The sequence below is a fragment of the Halarchaeum sp. CBA1220 genome (genome assembly GCF_003721175.2).
Classification (GTDB): domain Archaea; phylum Halobacteriota; class Halobacteria; order Halobacteriales; family Halobacteriaceae; genus Halarchaeum; species Halarchaeum grantii.
Map to the genome: position 1 here is coordinate 311,958 of NZ_CP054709.1, position 23,017 is coordinate 334,974.

Consider the following 23,017-nt stretch of genomic DNA (forward strand, 5'->3'; position numbering starts at 1 on the left):
AGCGCATCAGTGAGAGTGTAGTGCGACTGGGTGAGCGCTCTAGTCGTCCTCGGGGGTGATTCGGGAGAGGCGCATCGCGTTGCCGGTGACGCCGAGCGTCATCCCGGCATCGCCGACGAGGACGGCCGCCCAGATGGGGACGAGGCCAAAAGGCACGGCGAGCGCGAGGGCGGCTTTCGCGCCGAGACTCGTCCAGACATTCTGCCGGATGACGCCGTTCGCGTCGTGCGACAGTTCGTAGAGATAGGGGAGGCGTGCGAGGTCGTCGCTCATCAGCGCGATGTCCGCCGTCTCGAGGGCGGTGTCCGTACCGGCCGCACCCATTGCGACACCGACAGTCGCCGTTGCGAGCGCCGGCGCGTCGTTCACGCCGTCGCCAACCATCGCGACGCCGTCGTACTCGCCGTCGAGGTCCTGGATGGCTTCGACCTTCTCGTCGGGGAGGAGTTCCGCGCGGAACTCATCAACGCCGACCTCCTCGGCGATGGCGCGTGCAGTACGCTCGTTGTCGCCGGTGAGCATCACGACGTGCGCGACGCCGAGGTCGTGCAGGCGCTCGACGGCGCGACGCGCTTCGGGGCGGACTTCGTCCGCGACGGCGATGACGCCTTCGAGTTCGTCCTCCGTCCCGACGAGAATCACCGTCTTCCCCTCGGATTGGAGGTCGGGGATGGTGTCCTGGAGGAGGTCGAGGCAGTTGTTCCGCTCGCAGAGGCGCTGGCTGGTCTGCGTGACGACCCCGCCGTCGGTGACGGCGTGGACGTGCGAGAGGTCGAAGCCGAGTTCCTCGAAGAACCCCGGCTTGCCCGCGTAGTGCGTCTCGCCGTCGAGGTCAGCGCGCACGCCCTTCCCGGTGACACTCTCGAACTCGGAAACCGAGCGCTTCCCGACGTCGTTCTCCGCGGCGTGGTCGACGATGGCTGCGCCGATGGGGTGTTCGGAGCGCGACTCGAGGCCGCGCGCACACCGCAGGACGTCGTCCTCGGTGTTCTCGTTGAGCGGAATGACGTCCGTCACGGCGAGTTCGCCCTTGGTGAGCGTGCCGGTCTTGTCGAGCGCGACGGCCTCGACGTCGCCCATCGCCTCGAGGTGTTGTCCGCCCTTGATGAGGACGCCGTTCTTCGCGGCGCTCGTGATGCCCGACACCACCGAGACGGGCGTCGAGATGACGAACGCGCACGGGCACGCGAGGACGAGCAGGGTGAGGCCGTAGACGACGGACTGCTCCCAGGTCGCCCCGAGGACGAACGGCGTGCCGAGCGTGACGAGGACGGCGAACGCGACGACGACCGGGGTGTAGTAGCCGGCGAAGCGCTCGACGAACTGCTCGCGTTCGGTCTTGTTCGCCTGTGCGTCCTCGACCATCTCGATGATGCGCGAGAGCGTGTTGTCCCCAGCCTCGGAAGTGACTCGGACTTCGAGGTAGCCCTCCTCGTTGATGGTGCCGGCGTACACCTCGTCGCCATCCGTCTTGTCCACGGGGACGGACTCGCCGGTGATGGGCGCCTGATTGACCGCGCTCTCGCCGACGCTGACCTCGCCGTCCATCGGAATCTTCTCACCGGGCTTGACCACGACGACGTCGCCGACGCGGACGTCCTCGACGGGCACCGTCATCTCCTCGCCGTCCCGTTTGACGGTGGCTTCGTCCGGGGAGAGGTCCATCAGCTCCTGCAGGGAGTTGCGGGCCTTGTCCATCGAGTAGCGCTCCAGAAGCTCGGCGACGCTGAAGAGGAAGGCGAGCATCGCGGCCTCCATATAGAGCCCCTCGCCGAAGCCGACACTGACGACGAGTGCCCCCGTAATCGCGATGGACATCAGCAGGTCGATGTCCAGATTCCGGTTGCGCAGCGAGTAATACCCTCCCTCGATGATCTCCTGACCACCAACCGAAACTGCGATCAGGAAGAGGACGTCCGCGAGCGCGAGCGTAAATGGCCCCGTAATCAGCGTAGAGTTCTGGCCGCTCAGGACGAATTCGAAGAGCAGGCCGAGCGCGACAAACCCACCGCTAATCCATGTCTTCGTCGCGCGATCACTCTGCCAGACCCCGTCAGTCTCTGCCAGTCCACTACTCCCTTCCCCCCTGGAGACCGTCGTCTCAGTGACGTCGTAGCCAGCGCTCTCGATCGCCCGTGTCACGTCGTCAGCCGACACGTGCGCCTGGTCGTACGTGACGACGACTTTCCCAGTCGTGGGTTGGGTTTGATAGGTGCTGACGCCAGTGACGTCCTCGAGGGCGTTCTCGACCTTCCCCGCGCAGGACGGGCAGTCCATCTCCGGAACGGTGAACGTCTCGGTCGTCTCACCGACGCCAGATTCGACGGTATAGCCGGCCTTCTCGACGCGCTCGGCGATGGCCTCTGGCGTGGTTCCCTCCTTCTCGTAGCTGACGGTGAGGGTACCAGTCGTGACCTGCGGGTCGACCGTCTCAACGGCGTCGAGTTGCTGCACGCTCTTCCGGACTTTCCCGGCACAGGACGGGCAGTCCATCTCCGGAACGGACAACTGTACTACCTCTCCGTTCACCAGGTCTGCCACTGGCTCATCATGCTCGTGGCCATGATCGTGGTCGTGATCATGGTCGTCATCGTCGTGATTATGGTCGTGTGCTGATGCTGGTGGATCGCTCATACTCGGAGATAACCATCATACAGTTATTAATCCACCTGTTAACTGAAACGGTCTATATGGGCTGTATTGCCAATTTAACTCCCTATATTATTATTCCAGATGGGTGAACTGATTCGTATATAATAGAGTGATGGTCAAGACCGACCAGCATTTCTACGGCCCACGCACATCTTTGTGTATGAATGCGATCTCGGACCGTGTCCGATCGGTGACTCTCACCATCGCACTCGCTATTGTTGGGTTCGGTGTCGGTACACTCCTCGTCGCGACGGGAGCCGGACTCCTCACTGTTGTTGGTATTCCGGTCTTTGACCGTCCCGCTATTCAACTCGTACTTAGCGCCACACTTCTCCAAGGTATTGCGTTTGGGGGGGTCGCGCTCCTCTACAGCCGACTTGGCAATACATCTCCACCACTCCCGGTAGCGGTTCCATCGCGGCGTGATCTCGCGATTATCGTCGCTGGAAGTGTCGCGACACTCGCGCTTTGGGTCGGTCTCTCCATGACGGCGAGTTTCCTCGGGCTTGATTCGGCGACAAACCAAGTCGTGACTACGGCAGCCAAAAACCCCGCCGTCCTCCTCCTCATGATCCCGCTCTCCTACCTCCTTGTTGGGCCTGGCGAGGAATTGCTCTTCCGTGGCGCCATCCAAGGACGGCTCCGTAGCGAGTTCACACCGACTGTTGCGATCCCGATCGCGAGTGCAACCTTCGCAGTTCTGCATGTCTCTTCGCTCTCCGGCGACGGAAAGCTCGTCTACCTCGGTGGTGTGTTCCTCATCGCACTCGTCCTCGGTGTCCTCTACGAATATACAGAGAACCTCGCCGTCCCAGCACTTGTTCATGCGACGTATAACGCGGTCCAATTCGGCGTCGCGTATTTCTCGCTCTCTTCAGCACCCGCAGTGCTTCTCGGCTAGTCTCTCAGAGACGCAGTATCATACTTCGAGAGGAAGAGCACAATACCCAGTATGACGGCCATCCCAATGCTGACCGAAATCATCCCGTAGAGGAAGAGGTTGAATGGGGAGAGTGCGAACGATATCGGACCAAGCGTCGCCTCTATCCCTTTCTCAACAGCGCTCTGAAGGACGGAGGCACCGACCGCGTATCCGAATCCAGCGGCTGTAAGAATGGCGACGATGAGCATCGCGATTACGATATGAGAACCGGATCGGGTTGGGGCGCGCTCACTCATAGTCGACGTGTCTCGTAGAGCCAGCACACAATTGCACCGATAACTGCCAGGACACCAGCAGCGAGCACTGTAACGCCGCGTACCCAATATGTTGTTGCCGCGAGTAATACGAGTCCGGCCGTTGTGAAGAGACTCCCAATTCCAAGGGCTGGGCGCGAGAGCGTACGTGCATACCCGGATTCTCTGAAGATTCCGATAATACACACCTCAAGAAGTAGGAGTCCACCGACTGCGACCGGGAGGAGTACACCCGCAAGGAAGACGCCAACCTCGGAAAGGACAAGTCCAAGCGCAAGGAAGACGGGCCATGGACTCGATCGTTGGTAGCCTGCTGCAAGCCCACTCTCAGCCATACACCCCCTTTGGACGACCGATATAAGAGCCGACCGGTCGCACAACTGAGCGTTCGAATCCGAATGATATAATAACTCATCTCCAAAAATACGGCTATGAATAAAATTCTCGGAGACGCCAGTGTCGGTCTCATGACTGTACTGCTATTCGTAATCACAGTTCTCTTCCTCATGTACCCCGACCCAGCAAAATCAGGTAGTGTGAAACTGGTTATCCGGGGACTTCTAGGCGTTGTTGGCGTTCTCATCATCGGTCTTATTGTATCCTTCGCGACAGGAACTGGATCTGAGGCGCATTGAGCAATCTTAACAGCATCTCTGTCTCTGTTGTTCAGGATAAGGTCAAGGGGAGGCGGCGCTGGCACGTGTTGAAAGTCATTAAATCAGCTATATCTAACGATTAGCTGCACCAGTCCTGTTCGCGATTGAGGGATCCAACAGAGCACAGAACTCTTCCTCTACTGGTCGGTTGGACGGACTCTTGAGCGTCTCCGGGCTATTCTTCTGCAGTGGCTGCGACTCGCGAGTCTCGACGCAGCGTCTTTCGACGAATCGCACACCAGCAGCGCGTCGAATGGCCCGAATATGACTCGACACCGCTGTACGATCGCTCCTCACTTGGTGGGTTAGAATCAGACGTTCGAGTCGTCTCACGTGTCTGGTTTACGCACCCTGATCATGACTCACTCGAACAGTTTGTCTGCGAGCTTCCTCTGGCCTACTTTCGCTTCGAAGCCCACGACTGCTACGAGAGTTCGACATGCTACGAGATGGATACCCTCTTTCGCGTGTTCGTGCTGAAAGAACTCCACGGCTGGACGCACGAAACACCTCTCGTCGAGTACCTCGATACCTACCCCGAACTTTGTGAACGCCTCGAGTTGGGGACGGTTCCGGATCAATCGACACTGTGGCGCACATGGAACGAGCGTTTCACGCGCGATCTCCGCGAGACGATCCAGGAAGCGGCTCGACTAATCTTGATCAAAGCGCAGAACGCGGGTGTCGCTGTACCACGCAAACCAGAACGAAACCTCCCGGATCGAGGCGACGACGCTACTGAATCGGACCCTGCCGACCAGGCCCTCCTCGACAAGGCCGGGATGATTACCAAGCACGTCAGTCGCGTTGTATTCCCCGCGTTCTCGCTCAACCGTGGTGAGGGCTGTGAGATTCCCGAGAACGCTTACTGGGGCTTACAGACCTACTTGGGACTCCGTGAGAATTTGGCCGCCAACGAGGGCGCTCGCAGCTTCATTCACGAGTCGACGCGTGATCGAACACCACTCGGACACGGCCATCGCGACCAGATTCGCGATCTCTCCATCGAGCAGATCCGCGAGATGTACCGACAGGCACTCCGACAGCTCATCAACGAGCTCGCGGAGACAGAGGAGTTCTTCCGAGCGGGTATTGTCGCGATCGACATCACTGAGGACGATCCCTTTACCGGCGATAGGACGGGCCACGAGGACGAGATTATCGGGACGAAGGAGAAGAACGACGAATACGCCTACCAGTGGGCGACAGTCCAGTTGGTCGGCAACGCAGTCCCTCTTGTCCTTGATGCCCGTCCGGTACGGAAAGGTGAATCACGCAAGGAGATCGTCGAGGACTTGCTGGATTCGGCGGAAGAGCTCGTCCACGTCGATAACGTGCTGATGGACCGGGAGTTTGATAGTCAGCACATTCTAGAGATGATCAGCCAGCGGGGGCTCTCCTACGTCGTGCCGAAACGGATGCAAACGAGTGAGAAAGCTCAGGCCAAGCGGTTGCTCCAGCGTGATCAAGACCGGTACGAGACCGACCGGAAGCTCCATCTCGGGAAGAACGAGTGGCATGAGACGACGCTAATCTACCGTCGGAAGGAGAACTCTGAACACGATGATCACCGGCAGTACTCGGTGTTCATGTCCAACCGGGGTGGGGGCTTCCTTAGTGAATATGGATATCGCTGGGAGATTGAGAGTGGCTATCGGTCGATCAAGCGATTCATGGCCGCGACAACCTCGACCGATTTCGGGCTGCGGTTCTTCTACTTCGCGTTCGCGTGTCTCTTGTACTCGATTTGGCGAGCGGTCGATCTACTCGTCCAAGTCGAGTTGACCGGGGAATACGAACGATCACCGATGGTGACTGCCGATAATACGCTCACGCTGTTGAAGAAGGAGACAGGAATCGGGTAGTAAGGTACTCTCCCCGTGATAGAGCGCCGTCTGAGTGGCAACGCTACCGAAAGGGACCGATAATCCATCATATAGTAGGCATACTAACAAGAGTGGCCGTTTGGAGAGTAACCTGAAGCAGTTTCCACTCATCGATTCGTCCGAGACCGCGCATTACAGGCCGGCTAAACCCGGTGTAGTCTCAACTTCCACGATCTAGTCATTTTGTATATCGATATACAGTATATGGGGTGGGGTAATGTAGAAATTCGGTGTTAGAAGACTCTAAAACCCCGAATACAGTAGATTGAGTGGAACTGATGAGTGGTCCTGATTATTCTGGTAATCACGACCAGTTTGAAGTACCCTGACGCCGTCGGTGAAGCACGAATGCTGCAACCGCCTCACGACGGCGCTTCCCCCGGAATAGAGGACCCGAGACCGGTCCCGCAGGACGGTGGAGGGCCGGTGGATGCCTGATCGAGCGCTTTCGACGCCGCTCGACGACAGCTTCGAGCGCTACCTCCAGGACAAGGGGAAAGGTCGCGGAGGCGACGGCGGGAACTATCGACGAAACGCTGCACGCGAGCTGGAGCGATTCGCCGAGTGGACCGCCGGCGACCGCGGCGACGACGACTGGACCGGGATCGTCCCCGACGACGTCAACCGAGAGCCAACCTTCGACGATCTCGACGAACGCGTGTTCCGAGAATATGCCCGGCATCTCGACGGTGATCGCGGACTCAAGCAGAACACGGTACAAACCTATTACCGCTATATCTCTGCGTGGTGTGGCTGGTGCGTCAACGAGGGCTATCTCGAGGCCCACTACGCGCAGCGGGCAAGTGCGATGGCGCCGCTGCCGGAGGACGACGGTCGCAAGCCCGGCGACCAGCAGGCCTGGACGTCCGAACAGCGCCACGCTCTCACCCGCTACGTCGATGAACAGGCCCGCGACGCCGTTGAAGCGTACACGACACTTCCAGAAGAGACTGACCCCCTGGACAAGCAGCGAGCACGCTATGCGGCGCTGAAGGCGGCTCGTGACCGGGCTCTGGTGTTCGTCCTCGCGTACACGGCTGTGCGAGTTGGTGAACTTCTTCGGGACCCGAATGACCCGCGTCGGCGCGGTGTCCGCTGGGAGGACCTCTCCCTTGAGGACGGGAGTATGGACGTCTACCGGAAGAAACAGCAGTGGGACGCCGCGAGTCTCCCCGACCCGGTAATCTCGCCGCTCCGGAGCTACCGCCGGCTGATGGAGCCGCCGACGGAGCGCTGGCCGGTCTTTCCCACGTTCGACCAACGGACGCTCGCGGGGCTCGTCCAGGATGAGTTTGCCGAGCGAGGGGAACGCCCAGACGCAATTGCCGAGCGACGCGAGGAATACGCCCGAGACCTCTTGTTGGCGCTCGACGAGGATATTCGGCTGCCGTCGATCACGACGGATGGCGCACGGTCGATCCTCCAGCGACTCTCAGAGGCCGCAGAGATCGATATCGACCATCCGAAACACGACTATCTCGCGCCCCACGGCGGCCGTCGCGGGATGGGTGAGGTCCTCGTTCGAGCGTTCGGGTATACGGTTGCGGCTCGGTACTTAGACAACTCTGAGGAGATGGTGAGAGAGCGGTACTCCCATATTGAAGCTGGTGAACTCGGGGACGTTGCAACTGAAGCACTAGAAGAGATTGATAGTCTCACATAGTCGTGGGCCGATTCTCAATACATTACGTTTTCAGAAAGCCAGGGTAGATGGCTAATCGAGGGCTATTCGTTTTTGAGCATCTGCCGGATTAACGGAGTCAGAACCGCGGCAGCGTAACCTGCGGCACCCTATTCGACGTTATCGAGACGACGAGCCATTCGCATCAGGGCGAGTGGTGCTTAGAGGGCCTGTTCTGTCGCGGTCCAGCAGCCCGGATTCGTAGACTTGCGTATCGGCTCCGCGACTTCGACGCCGTCGGTCGTGCGAACGTCACCTTCAAGCGAACTGAACTCACCACCCAGCATCGACAACTTCCTGTCCTCGGTGCCGCAGCCTGTGACAGGGCTTTCGCCTGAGTGCAGCGACCCTGTGATCTCGAGACGCAGACAGTCCAACCCGAGATACTCCGAATCTCTGTCGATTCCGGGTCAGTTTCGCGTTGCCAGCCGAGCGATTGCGGCGCTGGTGACCATCTCGACGATGCCGAAGCAGATGGCGGGGAGCGCAGCAATCGCGGGGAAGCCCGCAGCGACGACGAGCGCGGCGGCGACAGCGAAGTCGCGCATTCCGACGGCGAACGTCCCGGCGAGGCGTTCGGCGGGCGTCGCGTCCACGAGGCGTGCGACGGTCCACCCGAGGCCGTAGCCGAGGAGGTTCAGCGCGAACGCGCCGGTGACGACGAGTGCGAGAAGTGGCGTGACAGCACGGAGATGGGTGGCGTTCGCGGCGGCGACCCCGCCGATGATCAGGATGACCATCACGGACGCGACACTCGTGTAGTAGTCGTCGTAGCGGGCGATGATTCGCTCGTAGCGCGAGCGAGCGAGGACTGCGATAGCCATCGGGGGGACGACGGCGACGAGAAGTTCGGAGACGAGGTGCCCGCTGTCGACGTGGACCGTCTCACCGAGGAGCGCGGTGACGGAGGCAGGCGTGTAGAGGACGCTCAGGAGACCGATGGCGACGAGCGAGATGGAGGAGAGCGCGATATCGCCGTCGGCGAGCGCGGTCATCGTCGGGGAGACGAGTTCGGGTGTCACCGCCCCGAGGAGAACAAATCCTGCGGTGAGCGCGGGTGAGAGCCCCAGGACGGTGGCGATTGTGAACGCGAGAAGCGGCATCGCGAGATGTGCGAGGAGGATGCCTCCGAGGACGCGTCGATTGATCCCCTGGACGTCCCCAAGCGAGAGGAGGAGTGAGGTGCTTCCGACCATCACGACGAGAATCGGTGTGGATGCCCGCGTCACCACACTCAGCTCTGGGACGAGGACACCGAGGAGGACGGCGAGGATGACCCACCCGATGAGGTACTCGTCGATCAGGCGTGCCAGACGCACACCGGCCAGTTACTGGAGCGCAGTTGAATCGGTACCGGTTCTACTGTTCAGGATTCGTCCCCCACCGAGGGCTCGATGAATGGCGTTGTCGATGAATTGTTTATTTATCCGCTAGGAAAGTAGCAGAAGATATTTATTTTCGATTCAGTTATAGCAGCTCGGATGCATCGCATACGGGCCCGCAGTCTCGTGATTCGCCTGCTTCTGGCGGGTGGTTTCGGCGTGACTGCTTTCCAGCGGTACTTTCGCGGCCACTCACCAGCGGTCCGCGGCCCGTCACCACCAATCCCTACCCAACAATTCGTGACCGACCCACCCTCCCCCGCTGACGAGTCGCTCCCGCCGACTTATACTGTATTGCCGAGCAGACTGCCAGGACGTGCCGTAATCGGCCTCGTTCTCCTCAGTCTCGTCGCCGTTGAGCCAGCCGCCGCCCAGCAGTCGGCGGTCTGCAACGCGGACAAACTCCCAAGCATGATCGAGGGCTTCTTCCAGCTGACGACGGCGCTCGGGATCGTCGGACTCGCCGTGGTGTGGCAGGCGAACTCCCTGATCGATATGTTCACGCTGAGCCCCGAGCAGAAGAAGGGGCTGAAGCGCCACAAGCGCTCGGCACTCAAGTCTACCGTCGTGCTCGTGGTTCTCGGCCCGCTCTACACAGTCGCGGGCTCGATGATGGGCCTCCCGCTCGCCCAGTGCGTGAACCTCGTCCCTTGGTAGCCCCAGTTTGCCCTCCACTCCGATGTCTCCGTCGCGCCCCGTCGCGATAGCGATTGCCGGTGTTCTCCTCCTTGCGACAGTCGTCGGACTCGCCGCCGCAGACCACCCCCGCCCCGGAACCGAGGGGAACGGCCTGACACAGAACGAGTCTGCGACTCTCTGGTCGCACGACACCGACGACTACACGAACGAATCCACCTACTACGAGCGCTACGGTGAGCATCGGAACGCACTCCAACAGCTCGCGAACGGGACAGACATCACGTTCACCCGGCCGCCGAAGACGGCCGCGACGTGGACTAAGCACGACTTCCGCGACGTTCGCCCTGGTGGTCCCGACACGTCGCGTTACCCAGAGAACGCCGACCTCGAGAATAGCGCCCTCATCGCGGACGCTCACGCGACGATCTTCGCCGCGCAGCCATCGACACGAGCGCACCTCGCGTCCGGTAAGACACGTGCGTATCTCGCACCGGACGGGACGCTCCGCGGCCTCGTCGACTATCGCGTCCGCTCCCCGACCACGACGGGGAACGCGACGCTCGGGAACACGAGTACGGAGTGGTCGCTCACCAGTAATCAGGTATCGCGCGTCTGGCTCACCCAGGATGGTGAGACGATCGCCTCGAGCACCGGGACGCAGACGCCGACGCTCGACTACCACCTCCAGAACACGCGAAACACGACGCTGACGCTGCACGCGAGGATCGAGATCAGCCTCAAGCAGACCACCACGCTGAACGGCGGGGCCGTGAACACGACGACGGAGACGGATTCCGTCACGGTCACCGACTCACTCAGCGGGTCGGTGTACGACCTCGCAGCGTACCCCTACTACGCGGAGTATCCGAACGGGGACGCAGGCGTCGCGATCTTCCAGTCGCGGCCGTGGCAGGGCTACACGCTCACCGACGACGGGAGTGCTCGCGTGCGTGGTGTGTGGCGGTTCTACACCGCTCGACACACGAACTGGGACACACTCGTCGCATCGACGCGCGACGGCGAGACACGCACAAACTCCGACGCGATTCCCGTCTCCGTGCACGCGTACCCATCACGGATCGGGCCGGTCGCCGAACCGGTTCGGACGGGGCCGTCGGTCGTTCGGACGTGGGGGATCAACCGATCTTCACCCGCCTCGACACTCGGACTGAACGTCCACATCGACGTCGTGAACGGCTCCTACAAGACGTCCTATGGCGTCGCCGTCCGCGCGAAGCAGGTCGACCGGCAGGCACTCCACGTCGCGGGGATCGTCCGCGGCGTGAACGCGACGATCTTCCAGCCCAGCCCCGGGTCGACGCGTCACCTCCGCGAGAGCAATCTCACTGCAAGCGTGCTCTCGCAGAACGACTCAGCGGCTAGGGTCCGCCTCGAACTGCGGGACAACCAGACGGGCGCGCCGATCGACCTCTCGACAGAGCAGCGTGGCCGCGCGCTCGCACAATCATCGAACGGCTACATCGACATCGGTGACCAGCACGTCGAGACGAACGCCTCCGGGATTGCGGTCGTCACGCTCACGCAGCCCGGCATCTACACCGCCCAGTACCAGCCCGAATCGTGGCTCGGTGCCAATCCCGCGTACGTCCGTGACCAGGCGAGCGTGCGCTGGCACCCGCTGGGCACGCTCTCGGGCTGGTTTGACCTCGCGTTCACAACCGGGTGGAAACTCCTCCCGTTCGTCGTGATGTTCTACACCGGCCAGCGCCTCCTCCGACTCTTCGGCCTCGATCGCTTCCAGCACCCATGACTGACAGCCCACCACCCATCGACCGTCGTACCGCCCTCCGCGCACTCGGCAGTCTCACCCTCGCCGGCGTCGCCGGCTGCACCGGCACCCAGAACTCTGGGACGTCAAGTTCCTCGACGACCAGTACCTCTGGGCCGTTCGCGACCGTCGACGTCCAGGGGACGACGCTTGTCGTTGACCTCGCGAGTGGCGTGGACGTCGAGCACGTGAACCTCGTCAAACCGAGTGGGTCGCTGTTCGGGAAACGCGGCGTCGCGAAGGGCGCGAGTCGCGTCACCTTCGACGTCGGCACCACCTACACACCTGGCGAGTACACGCTCGTCGCCGTCAACGGTGACCAGACTATCGGTACGACGACGCGGGCGCTCCGCCCCGACCTCCAGATCCTCGAGATGGGCATCGGACGGAACCAGCCCGCAAAGATGTGGAACGGGACAGAGCACAGAACAGGCGTTGAGGCGTTTGTGAGTGTTGCCAACAGAGGGAGTGGGCCGACGGCGATCACGAAACTCCTGTTTATGGGGTTCGTGCCATATCCCAGCGGTGAGAACGGTACATCCTACGCCGATCAAACAGACGTGAGTGGCATCTACAACCCAGAGAGTGACTCAGAGGTACAGGACGTCGTCATCCCGCCAGGAACGCAGACAACCATATACAGCTATCGCGCCCCGTTTGCGTTTGGTCCTGGTGCCAACGTAACCTGCACCGATCAACAACAGGAGGGCACGTTCCGGCTCATCCTCGAGACGGGTTCCAGGGAGGGTAACGTTTCTCAGACGTACAGCATCCACTACTCCGCATCTGAGCAGCTCCATAACTGCTCAATCACAATCGGGGAGAACTAACCGTGGTTGACCTCATTGATGTCGTCCTTCAGAGTTTCAAGGATGCAGTCAACTGGTTCACCGGTCTCTTCATGCAGGGGCTCAAGCAAGGATATCATACCCTCTCGGTTGAGACGTTTGGTACTCCGACACCACAGACGGACGGGGCGTTTGTCTTCGGCCAGCCCACGAACGCTCCCTGGCAGTCCATCCATCACGCATTGATCGGCGGCGAGATCATGGTCGTCTCGCTGCTCTTACTCGTAGTCTGCGTGCAGGGACGCCACCTCATCCGCATCTTCAACATCGGGAGCGCCTACGAGTCACGACGAACCCGCAAGACTGCGTGGGTCGGTTCCTTCCTGATCATCACGTGGTACTGGATCGCCGTACTCACCCTCTACCTCGTCAACGGATTCACGATCGCTCTACTGCCGAGTCTCAGCTCCGTCAGCGCTGCAATGATCGACCTCCTTCGGTTCTCCCTCCACAACGCAGCATTATCACTCGTCTTTGGAATGCTCGGTGGACTCTCGATGTGGGCGCTCGAAGCGCTCTACTACATCCGTGAGGTGCTGCTCTACGTCTATATCTACGGGATGCCGATCGCGTTCGCACTCGCCTACGGCAACATCCCAGTGCTCTCGGACGTCGCGATGGGCTTCAGCAAACGCTTCGTTCCGCTTGCCATCCTCCCACTCCCTGCCGCGGTCGTGTTCAAGGGCTACGACTTACTCTATGCACAGAACGCCCTCAATCCATCCTCACCGTTCCTGAGCTACATTGTCGCCGTCTCCCTCCCGCTCGTCGCCTTAGTGGTGACGTGGAAGACGTTCGAGTACGCGACACCACTCACCGCGAAAGCCATCGGCACCGCCACACAGGGTGCCGCGCTCGTCGGCGGCGTCGCAGCCGGTGCGTACGTCGGTGGGGCGAGTGTTGCGACGACCGCCGCGCGCTGGGGCCCGAAGGCCGCCGCCGGACAAGCCGTCGCCGAACACGCCAGCCGTCGCGCCGGCGACGAGGAGACCGATGAGACGCCGTCGTATCGCCGCACAGAGAACGACCCGAATACTCGCTAATCCATGTCGACAGATCCAGAAGCCGCCGCACGACGCATCATGAATCAGTTCGGCGAGGAGAGCCGCATTCCCTACCTCAACATCGAGGAGGGCGACGTCGGCGTCCTCATCGCCTTCCCCATCATCGGCCTCCTTCTCGCCGCCCTCACCGGCGTCGACTCGCTCGCCCTCCCCTTCGTCGCCGGTGGCTTTGGCCTCGGTGTCGCCATCATCTACGTCGCCCCCACTCACCTCAACGCCTGGACGTGGGCCACCGACGTCTACCAATACCTCAAACGCCCCCGCGTCACCTTCAGCGCCCCCGACGAGCCAGACTTCGAGACCAACGAGACGGTGCGCAACGAGGGCGGGCTCGCGAACTACACGCCCTTCACGCCGGACGAACGCACCCAGGACCTCACCAATATCCAACGCGCGTGGCCCGGTGCGGGCGCTATCCAGCGGTCGGATGGGACGATGGAGGCGTTCGTCGAGGTCGACCCGGACAACATGGACTTCGCGATGTCCCAGGACTGGGCGCAACTCCAGGAAGCCGGCGCGGAGTTCGCGAACAAGGAACTCGACTCGAAGCTCAAACTCCACGCGACCACCCGTGAGTTCCCCATCGAGCGGGTCGTCGAGAACATCCAGGACCGCCTCGACGACGAGGACGTTCAGGAGAATCCCGTCTTCCGCGAACTCCTCGAAGAATACCTCGAGACGCGCCCACGTGAGATGCGCGAGCGCGGCATCCAGCAACTCCATTACTACATCGGCGTCGAAGTCTCCCCAATCGAGGTCTACGACCGCTACCGGGACGAGTCCACACCCGCCGAGAAACTCACCCAGATTCCCGTCGTCGGCTTCCTCTTCAACCCCTTCGTCACCCGCCGCGAAAACCTGCAGGAGGCCGAGCGGCGCGCACGGATGTTCGAGACGCTCGACGACCGGGTCGCCGCCGTCCGTAGTGAGTTCGTCCAGCAGGCGAGTGGCTGGTCGGCCCGACGCCTCAGCACGGTCGAGTTGTTCACGCTCGCGATGGACTTCTGGAACGGCCACGAACACGACTACGGCGACCCCGAATCAGTCATTCGCGGCCAACCAGCGATGAACCACCAGCAACGGGAGGACACCGATGCATAACGTCGTCCTCCCGGCGGCGACCGGGGTCGGCGAGCAGTTCACAGAGTGGGCGTTCAATCCCACGATGCCGGGCGGGGTCCTGCTCTACGCCCTCGTCATCGTGGTCGTCGTTGCGACCGGCATCGTCGCGTGGACGCGCTATCAGGCACGCGACAACAAACCCACCGTCGAGTTCGCGGACGTCCTCGACGAAGAGACGCTCGAAGACAGTCAGGCGGAAGGACGCCTTCTCGACGAAATCGCGGAGTCGCACAAGACGGCGGTTGCGCCGGCTGCGATCGAGTGGGAGACGCGTGCGGCGCACGTCGGTGAGCAGTGGACGAGCACACTCTACGTCGCCGAATACCCCGACCACCCTACTGATGGATACCTCAGCGACCTCTTCGAGTTGACCGATGTCGAGTTCGACCTCACCGCGCACGTCACGCCGAAGAACCAGGAGCGCGCCCGGAACGAACTGGAGGAGATCGCCGACGACCTCCAGGTGGACGCGGATCTCGAGCAGAGCGTCCGTGGCGCCTACCTCCAAGAGCGCGCTGACGAGGCGGCAGCGACGTACAAGGCCGTCGAGAGCGGTGCGAACGTCTTCGACCAGGGCGTCTTCGTCACGGTGCGCGCCGACGAGAAGGACGACTTACAGGACGCGGTCCGCACGGTGAAGAGCACACTTCGAGACGACCCGGCGGACCTCACGCCGAAGACCGCCATCTGCCGGCAGGACGTCGCTTTCCAGTCCGCCGCACCCATCGGCGACAACGAGTTCGGCCGGGAGTCGATCGCGCTCGGTGGCGCCGTCGGCGCATTGCTTGGCTCGCCGCATAACGCGACAATCCTCGAGGAGGGCGGCGTCGAGTTCGGCATCCACAAGGACAACCAGAGCCCCGTCGTCATCGACCCCTTCGCGCGGGACAATGGCTACGCGATGTTCACGGTCGGCGACACGGGCTCGGGGAAGTCCTTTGGTTCGAAGCAGAACTTCATCCGGTCGATCGAGCAGGACCGCGACCGGATCGGCATCGTCCTCGAACCGCTGAACAACTGGGCGGGCGTCTCCGAGGCCCTCGACGCCCAGCGGATTACGGTCGGTGGGACGCTCGGTCTGAATCCCTTGGAGATTCGCCAGACGCCCGAGCACGCCCAGCGCGCGATGGGTGAGGACGCCAGTCCGTTCAACGAGAAACTCGACGACGCGATGAGCTTCCTCACCAACTTCTTCGCCCTACGGGGGATCTCGCTCGGCGACCGCCGGACCACCCTCGAGCTCGGGTTGCGGACCGCCTACGCCCGCCAGGGGATTACGGACGACATCGCGACCCACGACAACCCGAGTCCGACGATCCGGGACATGCTCGACGTCTTCGAGGCGATGGTCGAGGACCCCGCAGAGTTCGTTGTCCGCTCCGAGTCGGAAGCCGAGAAGATCCAGGCAGACGCGACGTGGCTTCTCGATCAGCTTCGCCCTTTCGAGGAGGATGGTCGGCACGCGAACCTCGGGAAGGCGTCCGCCTTCGACATCCGCGACGAGAAAACCATCTATCTCGACCTCGCCCAGCAGGAGGGGAGCGTCGACTCTAGTACGGCGCTCACCATGCAACTCCTCATTTCGTTGGTGTACGAGCGCGCGAAGGAGACGGAGAAGGAGGTCGTCTTCGTCATCGACGAGGCCCGCTACATCATGCAGGACGCCGCGAGCCTTGCCTTCCTCGAGACGGTGTTCCGCCATCACCGCCACCACGACCTTTCGATTCGACTGGTGACCCAGACGGTCGACGAGTTCTTCGAGCACGCCGAGAGTGAGGCGATCCTCGATCAGTGTGCGGTCAAACAGTTCCACCGCCTCGACGGGATGGACGAGGAGTGGGCGGACGAGTTCGGGTTGAACCACGCCCAGATGCGCTACGTGCAGGACGCCGTCCCCGGCAACGAGGATGCCGGCTTCTCCGAAGCCCTCGTCGGTGTCGACGGCGAGTGGCGCGGCATCCAGGTCGAGGCGATGCCCAAGGAGAAACAGGTCATCGACTTCGACCCCACCGCACAGACTCGCGACGAACTGCCCGGCGTCGACACTGACGAAACGCCATCCGAGATCGGCGAATTCAGAGCGGAGCTGGAGGAGCGATCAACAGCACAGGGACGCGACAACGGAGAAGTTGCAGACGCGGAGGCTGATGGCGGAACAACGGAGGGAGCGGACGATGCGTGAGTATCAGCGGGTGACGCCGACGTCCGAGACACTCGATCCGGCAGGGATACCTCGTGTACTCGAAAGCCTGCACAAGCTCACCCCGTCGGGATCATCGGGAATCGGCGCGAAACTGAACCCGTTCCAGTCCTCGACGCCCCCGCGGTTCGAATTCCTCGCGCTCAGCGAGGGCCCGAACGAACCCGTCGAGTTCTACTACGGCGCCGACGAGCATCTCGGCACCGTCGAGGAACGCCTCCGTTCGATCTATCCGGAGACCTTCGACGTCGAACGCGTCGACGTCGACGTTGCATCGCGGCTCGTCCAGCCGGTCGAGTACACCCGCGAAGAGTTCGTCGAACAGTACACCGCGGGGAATCTCCAGTACGAGTTCGGTGTTGCGGAGCGATACGACCTCACAGACGTCGAGGGCGATACCTCGGATTCGGGGACGGAACCCGGCGCAGATGGTGGTGTCGAGATCGACCTCGCCGCCGACCGAATCGTTCGCGTCGGAGAGACTGCAGTCGAACTCGCTCCGTCGAGTACACTCCCAGACGACGAGCCGGTGAGCGCGCTCGATAAGCCGACGGTCACAGACGGGGGGACGATACTCGCGCGACCGACCGTCGACGCGGTGTCACCGCTCGGCGTTCGATGGTGTGGAGCAGCGACGCGGAAGGCGGATTGGATGACCACACTCACGCCGTTTACCGACGCCGAGAGTGAGGAGTCCCTCACGTCGGTTGACCAACCGGGGAGTACGCTCGCGTCGCTCATCGATCATCTGATGGAAGCGAGCGCGCCCGTGGCGTTTCAGGTTGTCTTCCAGCGTCACGCGAGTTGGCAGTCGGATGCCGAGGTCCGGAAGGAGGAGTTGATCGACGGCCGGGACACGCTCTCGCAGAAGATCATCGGCGGCCTTCTCGACTCCGATATCGAGCACGAGCACGACGAGCGTGAACTCAGCGACGCCGTCGCAGCGCGCCTCGACGCGATTGACGCGAAGAACCCCAAACGCTCGTTCACGGTGAACGTCCGCGTCATCGGCGTCCCACAGGACGACCCCGAGGTCCTCGACTCGCGGTTAGACTCACTCGCACCGGTCTTCGATCCCCTCGATGGCCCGTTCTACGATGTCACCGCAAAACGCCTCCGTGACGATGGATTCCGTGAAGCGAAGAAGGAGAAGAACGCGCGAGCAGCCCTCCAGCGGCTGCTTGACCGCGAGATCATGACGGGACGTGGAAAAACCCGTCCCGACCTCGTCTTGAGTGGGCAGGAACTCGCGAACTTCGTCCTCGTCCCCTCGTCCGAACAGCTCTCCGTCGAGGGAACGCGGGGGACCCGAGCCGAGCAACAGAGTCGGAATCCACTCCCACGGCCCCATCAAGACCTCATGCGTGAGTTCCGCGAGGGAATGGCGATCGGGACGGCACTCGACGAAACCGGCGAGCCCGAGGACGTACCGACGCGTCTCCCGCCACGCCTCCTTCGGACGCATTACGGACGGTTCGGGACAACCGGGTCGGGCAAATCGAAAGCGCTGATCAACGACATGCTCTCGCTCTACGAGACGACTGCCGGGCCGACGATTCTGATCGACCCGAAGGGTGACGGCATGGCGGAGAATTATCTGCGTGCTCACGCCGTCCGATTCGGCCTCGACGACCTCGAGGAGAACGTCATCCACTTCCCCATCCCGGAGATTCTCCCTGGCTTCTCCTTCTTCAATATCGAACCTGCGCTTGCGAACGGTCAGCGACGCGAGGATGCGGTGCAGCAGAAGGCGGACCACTACGAGGAGATTCTCAAGCTCGTCATGGGGACCGAGCGCTACGAGCGCGCAACCGTCGCACCCGGCCTGATCAAGACGCTCATCAAGGCGCTTTTCGACGACGATCACGGCCGTGAGAACGGTCAGTACCGGGAGTCGACGGACTATTTCGCGCATCGACAGCTGGAGAACGCTCTCGATAAACTCTGGGCGGTCGGCCCGCCACAGCCAGATTTCGAAGCCGCACCACAGTCGAGCGACGAAGAGGTCACACGCTCGCTCCGCCGCCAGCTGCAGCTCGATCAGAATACGTTCTCGAACGTGATGGGCGGCGTCGGAAATCGACTATCCGCCATCTCTGATGACACCCACCTCCGCCGTATCTTCAACAACACCGAACCACAGTTCGACTTCCGTGACGTCCTCGACGACGACGCAGTCGTCCTCTTCGACCTTGGCGACCTCCGCGAGGACGCCGCCCGCGTGATGACCGGGGTGATTCTCACGAATCTCGCGGACGCCCTCCAAGAGACCGAGATGGATACCCAGACTCGGGACGAGTACGTGGTGAATCTCCTGATCGACGAAGCAGCATCAGTTGCTGTGTCGAACATCATGAACACGCTCCTCGAGCAGGGGCGGAGTTTCGACCTCTCGGTCGGGCTCTCGATGCAGTTCCCCGAACAGATGGCCGCTGAAGGCGGTCGGAAAGCGTACCTGAACGTCCTGAACAACATCGGTAGTCCGCTCGTCGGGAAGATCAACGTCGACCGAGAGCTCGCACAGGCGATGGCCCACGAGGATATGGACACGGAAGAGTTCACAAACCGTATTCGAGCGCTACCGCGTGGAGAGTGGATTGCGAGTCTTCCCAGCCCGACGTTCGGGGAGACGGGCCCGTATCCGTTCAGTCTCGAACCACTCCCGATTCCCGACGGCCACCCCGAGAGCGAGCGCCCGCTCACCGAGCGGGAGGAGGCACAGTTCGCCGACGCGCTCGACGTGGTTCACGAACGGACCGAGCAGACGTTTGGCGTTCCGGCGTCTGTGGACGCACCGGGAACAGAGACACCAGCCGAGCTCGGTGAGATCCTCGATGTCGCTGACGGGGAACTCGACGTCGCACTCGCGAAGATCGTGCGGAGCGTCCAGCTTCGGACAGACGTGCGGGCGGAGAACGGCTGGGTGCCGGTCGAGACCGCCGACGACGAACTCCGTCGGCTGTTCGAGGACGTCGACGCGACGGCGCCGTCCTACGAGGAGTTGGCGAACATCCGGCAGCGCTCACGGTTCCTCGACACGACCGTCGACATGGAGTCGGACAACCTCGTGATCAGACTCACCGACGACGGTGAAGGCATCGCAGCGCCCGACACGGGTTCAGTGCGGTCCGCCGGCGGTCAGAAGCACGACGAAGCGCTCGAACGAATCGAAGAGGAGTTGACGGCGATCGGGTGTACTGTCTCGATCCTTACGCAGGACGGGAGCGAGATGCCTGACGCCCACGCAACTCATCCCGATATCGACGAGACGCTCGCTATCGAGGTGGAGACGACGACGCCTGAGAATCCGGCGAAGGTGTTGACGAATCTGCGGAAGGCCCAGGACGCAGGAGAGTTCCCGCTGTTCGTCGTTCAATCTGGAACGGCGGAGACGGATTGGGCGGCACGCGTCGAGGGAATCCTCTCGAAGCCGGTCCGCGAGCTTCAGAACGGCGAGACGCGGTTCTACACGACTGACGAACGCATCTCGTTCAACGGCGGCGCGGGCGAAGATGGTGGCGTGACCGCCGTCCGGCCGGCGAGCGGGGGTCGGCAGAACATCTGGCAGCGGGACGACGACGAGATCGTCCTTCGTGACGCAGCGGGGACGGAGTACGTTCGCGTGGCGACGCTCGATGGGCTCTCGAAGGAACGCGTGCCAGCGATCTACAGCTACGATCCTGCCGCCGACGAGTACGTCGTCCACGACCACGGGACACGGCACACGCACGAGTCGAAATCGGCGTTCGAGTCTGAGTGGGTCCGACTCAAGCACCCGTTCATTCCGGAGGCGGAGCTTCCCGTTCCGGACTACGACCGGTCGTCCTACCGGATCGTCATCCTTCGCGACGACGGCGACGCGGTCATCTACGATCAGGGCGAAACCGCACCGCTTTCGACGCTACTCGAACAGCCACGTTCCCCCGCAACGGCCAGCCCTGTCGAGGAGGACGTCGAGTCAACCTCCGGCAGCGAGCCCGAGGAAACTCCCAACGACTCGACGAACGAACCACCCTCGTTCGAGACGTTCGTCGACACGCACCTCGTCGAAGACGCGGATGCAACTGTCGCGAAGGATACGGTCTATGAGCGATACCTCGACTGGGCGGCCGCGGAGGGAATCGACGACCCGATGAACAAGAGTTGGTTCACCCGAACGCTCAACAACCATCTCGATATCGAGTCCACGCGACGTCGCGTCGACGGCGATCTCGTTCGCCAGTATAGCGGCGTCCGTGTGGCGGAGGATGGCGACTCATGAAACGAGCGACACAAGGTAGAGATCCGCCGCGACAGCCCGTCTCACAGGGCAATGATGGCAATCCATCGCTCTGTGACACCCATCCCGATTCAGCGATGGCCAGCAGTACCGATGGGTGGAACACGAACCGTGGCAGAACAGTGGATGGAACACCACCGCTGTGTGGTGGTTTTCGCGCCAATCGTCGAGAGCTTTCCGGGCAACAACCAACTAGTATAGAACGGGGGGTTCCCGTTGGAACGAGACAGGTGGCACAGGGGGGAGCGGTGGGTGGTTTTCTGTCGGACTCGGGGAGTCGAGTGAGAGTCGTGACTGGAGGCTATTAGCGATGGACGATACATCGAGCGTCGAGATGGAGGCGGTACCGGCGCAGCTTCATGAGCGTAAGCAGTGGGTCTGCTGGCGGGTCGAAGAGCGCGACGGGAAAGAGACGAAGGTGCCGGTGAATCCGGAGACGGGTGGGTTCGGGTCAGCAACGGACGCAATCACGTGGACGGACGCCGAGACAGCGGTCGCAGCTGTCGAATTGGGGGACGCGGACGGCGTGGGGTTCGTGTTCTCGGAGGAGGATCCGCTAGTGGGAGTGGACTTGGACGACTGTCGCGACCCGGAGAGCGGCGCCGTCGACGACGTCGCGGCGGACATCATTGAGCGGTTGGACTCATATACGGAGGTGTCGCCGTCGGGAACGGGCTTTCACGTCCTCGTCGAAGGCGATCTTCCGGACGGGCGGAATCGTCGTGGGAGTGTTGAGTGCTACGAGACAGCGCGGTTCTTCACCGTCACCGGCGACCATGTGGAGGGAACGCCGGAGCGGATTGCGCGCCGACAAGACGCGCTGCGTGGGATTCACCAAGACTACGTCCAACCGGACGAGGGGACAACCGACGATACCGACGTCGGGGCATCCACGACGGCGGACGCGGCGCCGGGTGACGTCGGCCTCGAGGACGAGGAACTCGTGGAGAAGGCGATGAATGCGTCGAACGGGGCGAAGTTCGAGCGGCTATGGAACGGTCGTCTCGGCGGGTACGACAGCCAATCGGAGGCGGATATGGCGTTCTGCTGTCTGCTCGCGTTCTGGACGGGCGGCGACCAGACGCAGATGGATCGGCTCTTCCGCGAGTCGGGGTTGCTGCGTGAGAAGTGGGACGAGGTCCACTACGCGGACGGCTCGACGTATGGGGAGAAGACGATCGAGCGCGCCGTCCAACAGACGTCCGAGTTCTACGACCCCGAGATGTCGCAAACCGCGGACGACGTGGAAGCGGACGGGCAGAGCGCGACGTCGCGTGCTGATCGTGGGGAGGTGTATCTCGCGGAGAAGAATCGCGTGTTGGCAGATCGTGTCGAGACGCTCGAAGCCATGCTCGAGGAGAAAGAGGACCGGATCGCGGAGTTGGAGGCAACGGTTGAACGTCTCGAGAGGGAACTCGATACGGGAGGGGCGGAGCCAGAGACGGATACAGAGACCGAGCGCGGTGACGAGTCGGAGTCGTCCGTGTGGGGTCGAACAAAGGGCTGGTTCGATTCGGATTGACCACGACCTACTCGGAGCTCTCATCAGGGACAGCCGCAGTGTTACTCTGATCCCCACGGTTCCGCCAGGATGTCTCGGAGTCGTAGGCTGTGGGGTCACC

Annotated in this window: 16 protein-coding genes and 1 pseudogene; 13 read left to right on the plus strand and 4 right to left on the minus strand. The window is 62.1% G+C overall.

Annotation, left to right across the window (positions count from 1 at the left end):
- Positions 1–39: 39 nt before the first annotated feature.
- Positions 40–2,634, minus strand: coding sequence for a heavy metal translocating P-type ATPase (locus EFA46_RS14835; protein ID WP_123078661.1), 2,595 nt, complete (start codon positions 2,632–2,634; stop codon positions 40–42).
- 178 nt (positions 2,635–2,812) lie between these two features.
- On the opposite strand from EFA46_RS14835, the gene EFA46_RS14840 reads away from it, so the two are divergent.
- On the plus strand, positions 2,813–3,553 hold the full coding sequence (locus EFA46_RS14840) for a CPBP family intramembrane glutamic endopeptidase (RefSeq protein WP_176969904.1): 741 nt from the start codon (positions 2,813–2,815) through the stop codon (positions 3,551–3,553).
- On the opposite strand, the gene EFA46_RS14845 is transcribed toward EFA46_RS14840, so the two are convergent.
- Together EFA46_RS14845 and EFA46_RS14850 are read right to left on the minus strand one after the other, a co-directional pair.
- Entirely contained in the window at positions 3,550–3,831 is a 282-nt protein-coding gene (locus EFA46_RS14845; RefSeq protein ID WP_148040712.1) for a hypothetical protein, read from the minus strand. The genes EFA46_RS14840 and EFA46_RS14845 overlap by 4 nt on opposite strands.
- Complete coding sequence (locus EFA46_RS14850) at positions 3,828–4,184, minus strand: hypothetical protein (protein WP_123078667.1); 357 nt, start codon at positions 4,182–4,184, stop codon at positions 3,828–3,830. Before EFA46_RS14850 ends, EFA46_RS14845 begins: the two co-directional genes overlap by 4 nt.
- A 96-nt stretch (positions 4,185–4,280) precedes the next feature.
- On the opposite strand from EFA46_RS14850, the gene EFA46_RS14855 reads away from it, so the two are divergent.
- The 4 genes and pseudogenes from EFA46_RS14855 to EFA46_RS14870 form a co-directional block, all read left to right on the plus strand.
- Entirely contained in the window at positions 4,281–4,484 is a 204-nt protein-coding gene (locus EFA46_RS14855; protein ID WP_148040713.1) for a hypothetical protein, read from the plus strand.
- Positions 4,485–4,693: 209 nt separating this feature from the next.
- Positions 4,694–6,370 carry a transposase gene (locus EFA46_RS14860; protein ID WP_123078669.1) on the plus strand — a complete coding sequence of 559 codons (1,677 nt, stop codon included), beginning with the start codon at positions 4,694–4,696 and terminating at the stop codon, positions 6,368–6,370.
- Between the two features lie 451 nt (positions 6,371–6,821).
- On the plus strand, positions 6,822–8,054 hold the full coding sequence (locus EFA46_RS14865) for a phage integrase SAM-like domain-containing protein (RefSeq protein ID WP_123078992.1): 1,233 nt from the start codon (positions 6,822–6,824) through the stop codon (positions 8,052–8,054).
- A gap of 134 nt (positions 8,055–8,188) precedes the next feature.
- A pseudogene (locus EFA46_RS14870) lies at positions 8,189–8,410 on the plus strand (hypothetical protein); the annotation flags it as partial.
- Positions 8,411–8,482: 72 nt separating this feature from the next.
- Here EFA46_RS14870 and EFA46_RS14875 read toward each other — a convergent pair.
- Entirely contained in the window at positions 8,483–9,391 is a 909-nt protein-coding gene (locus tag EFA46_RS14875) for a bile acid:sodium symporter family protein (RefSeq protein ID WP_123078994.1), read from the minus strand.
- Positions 9,392–9,748: 357 nt separating this feature from the next.
- Here EFA46_RS14875 and EFA46_RS14880 point away from each other — a divergent pair, with 357 nt between their 5' ends.
- The 8 genes from EFA46_RS14880 (at position 9,749) to EFA46_RS14915 (ending at position 22,917) form a co-directional block, all read left to right on the plus strand.
- On the plus strand, positions 9,749–10,111 hold the full coding sequence (locus EFA46_RS14880; protein ID WP_123079283.1) for a hypothetical protein: 363 nt from the start codon (positions 9,749–9,751) through the stop codon (positions 10,109–10,111).
- A gap of 22 nt (positions 10,112–10,133) precedes the next feature.
- Entirely contained in the window at positions 10,134–11,864 is a 1,731-nt protein-coding gene (locus EFA46_RS14885; RefSeq protein WP_176969912.1) for a hypothetical protein, read from the plus strand.
- Complete coding sequence (locus tag EFA46_RS14890; RefSeq protein ID WP_176969913.1) at positions 11,861–12,712, plus strand: hypothetical protein; 852 nt, start codon at positions 11,861–11,863, stop codon at positions 12,710–12,712. The genes EFA46_RS14885 and EFA46_RS14890 overlap by 4 nt, the downstream gene beginning before the upstream one ends.
- 2 nt (positions 12,713–12,714) lie before the next feature.
- A complete protein-coding gene (locus tag EFA46_RS14895) occupies positions 12,715–13,773 on the plus strand; it encodes a hypothetical protein (protein ID WP_123078996.1) in 1,059 nt (352 codons plus the stop codon).
- Between the two features lie 3 nt (positions 13,774–13,776).
- A complete protein-coding gene (locus tag EFA46_RS14900; protein ID WP_123078998.1) occupies positions 13,777–14,895 on the plus strand; it encodes a hypothetical protein in 1,119 nt (372 codons plus the stop codon).
- Complete coding sequence (locus EFA46_RS14905) at positions 14,888–17,098, plus strand: VirB4 family type IV secretion system protein (protein ID WP_123079000.1); 2,211 nt, start codon at positions 14,888–14,890, stop codon at positions 17,096–17,098. Before EFA46_RS14900 ends, EFA46_RS14905 begins: the two co-directional genes overlap by 8 nt.
- Positions 17,091–21,377: a helicase HerA domain-containing protein gene (locus EFA46_RS14910; RefSeq protein ID WP_123079002.1), complete on the plus strand. Its 4,287-nt coding sequence runs from the start codon at positions 17,091–17,093 to the stop codon at positions 21,375–21,377. Before EFA46_RS14905 ends, EFA46_RS14910 begins: the two co-directional genes overlap by 8 nt.
- Positions 21,378–21,705: 328 nt before the next feature.
- Complete coding sequence (locus EFA46_RS14915) at positions 21,706–22,917, plus strand: hypothetical protein (protein ID WP_123079004.1); 1,212 nt, start codon at positions 21,706–21,708, stop codon at positions 22,915–22,917.
- Positions 22,918–23,017: the final 100 nt, after the last annotated feature.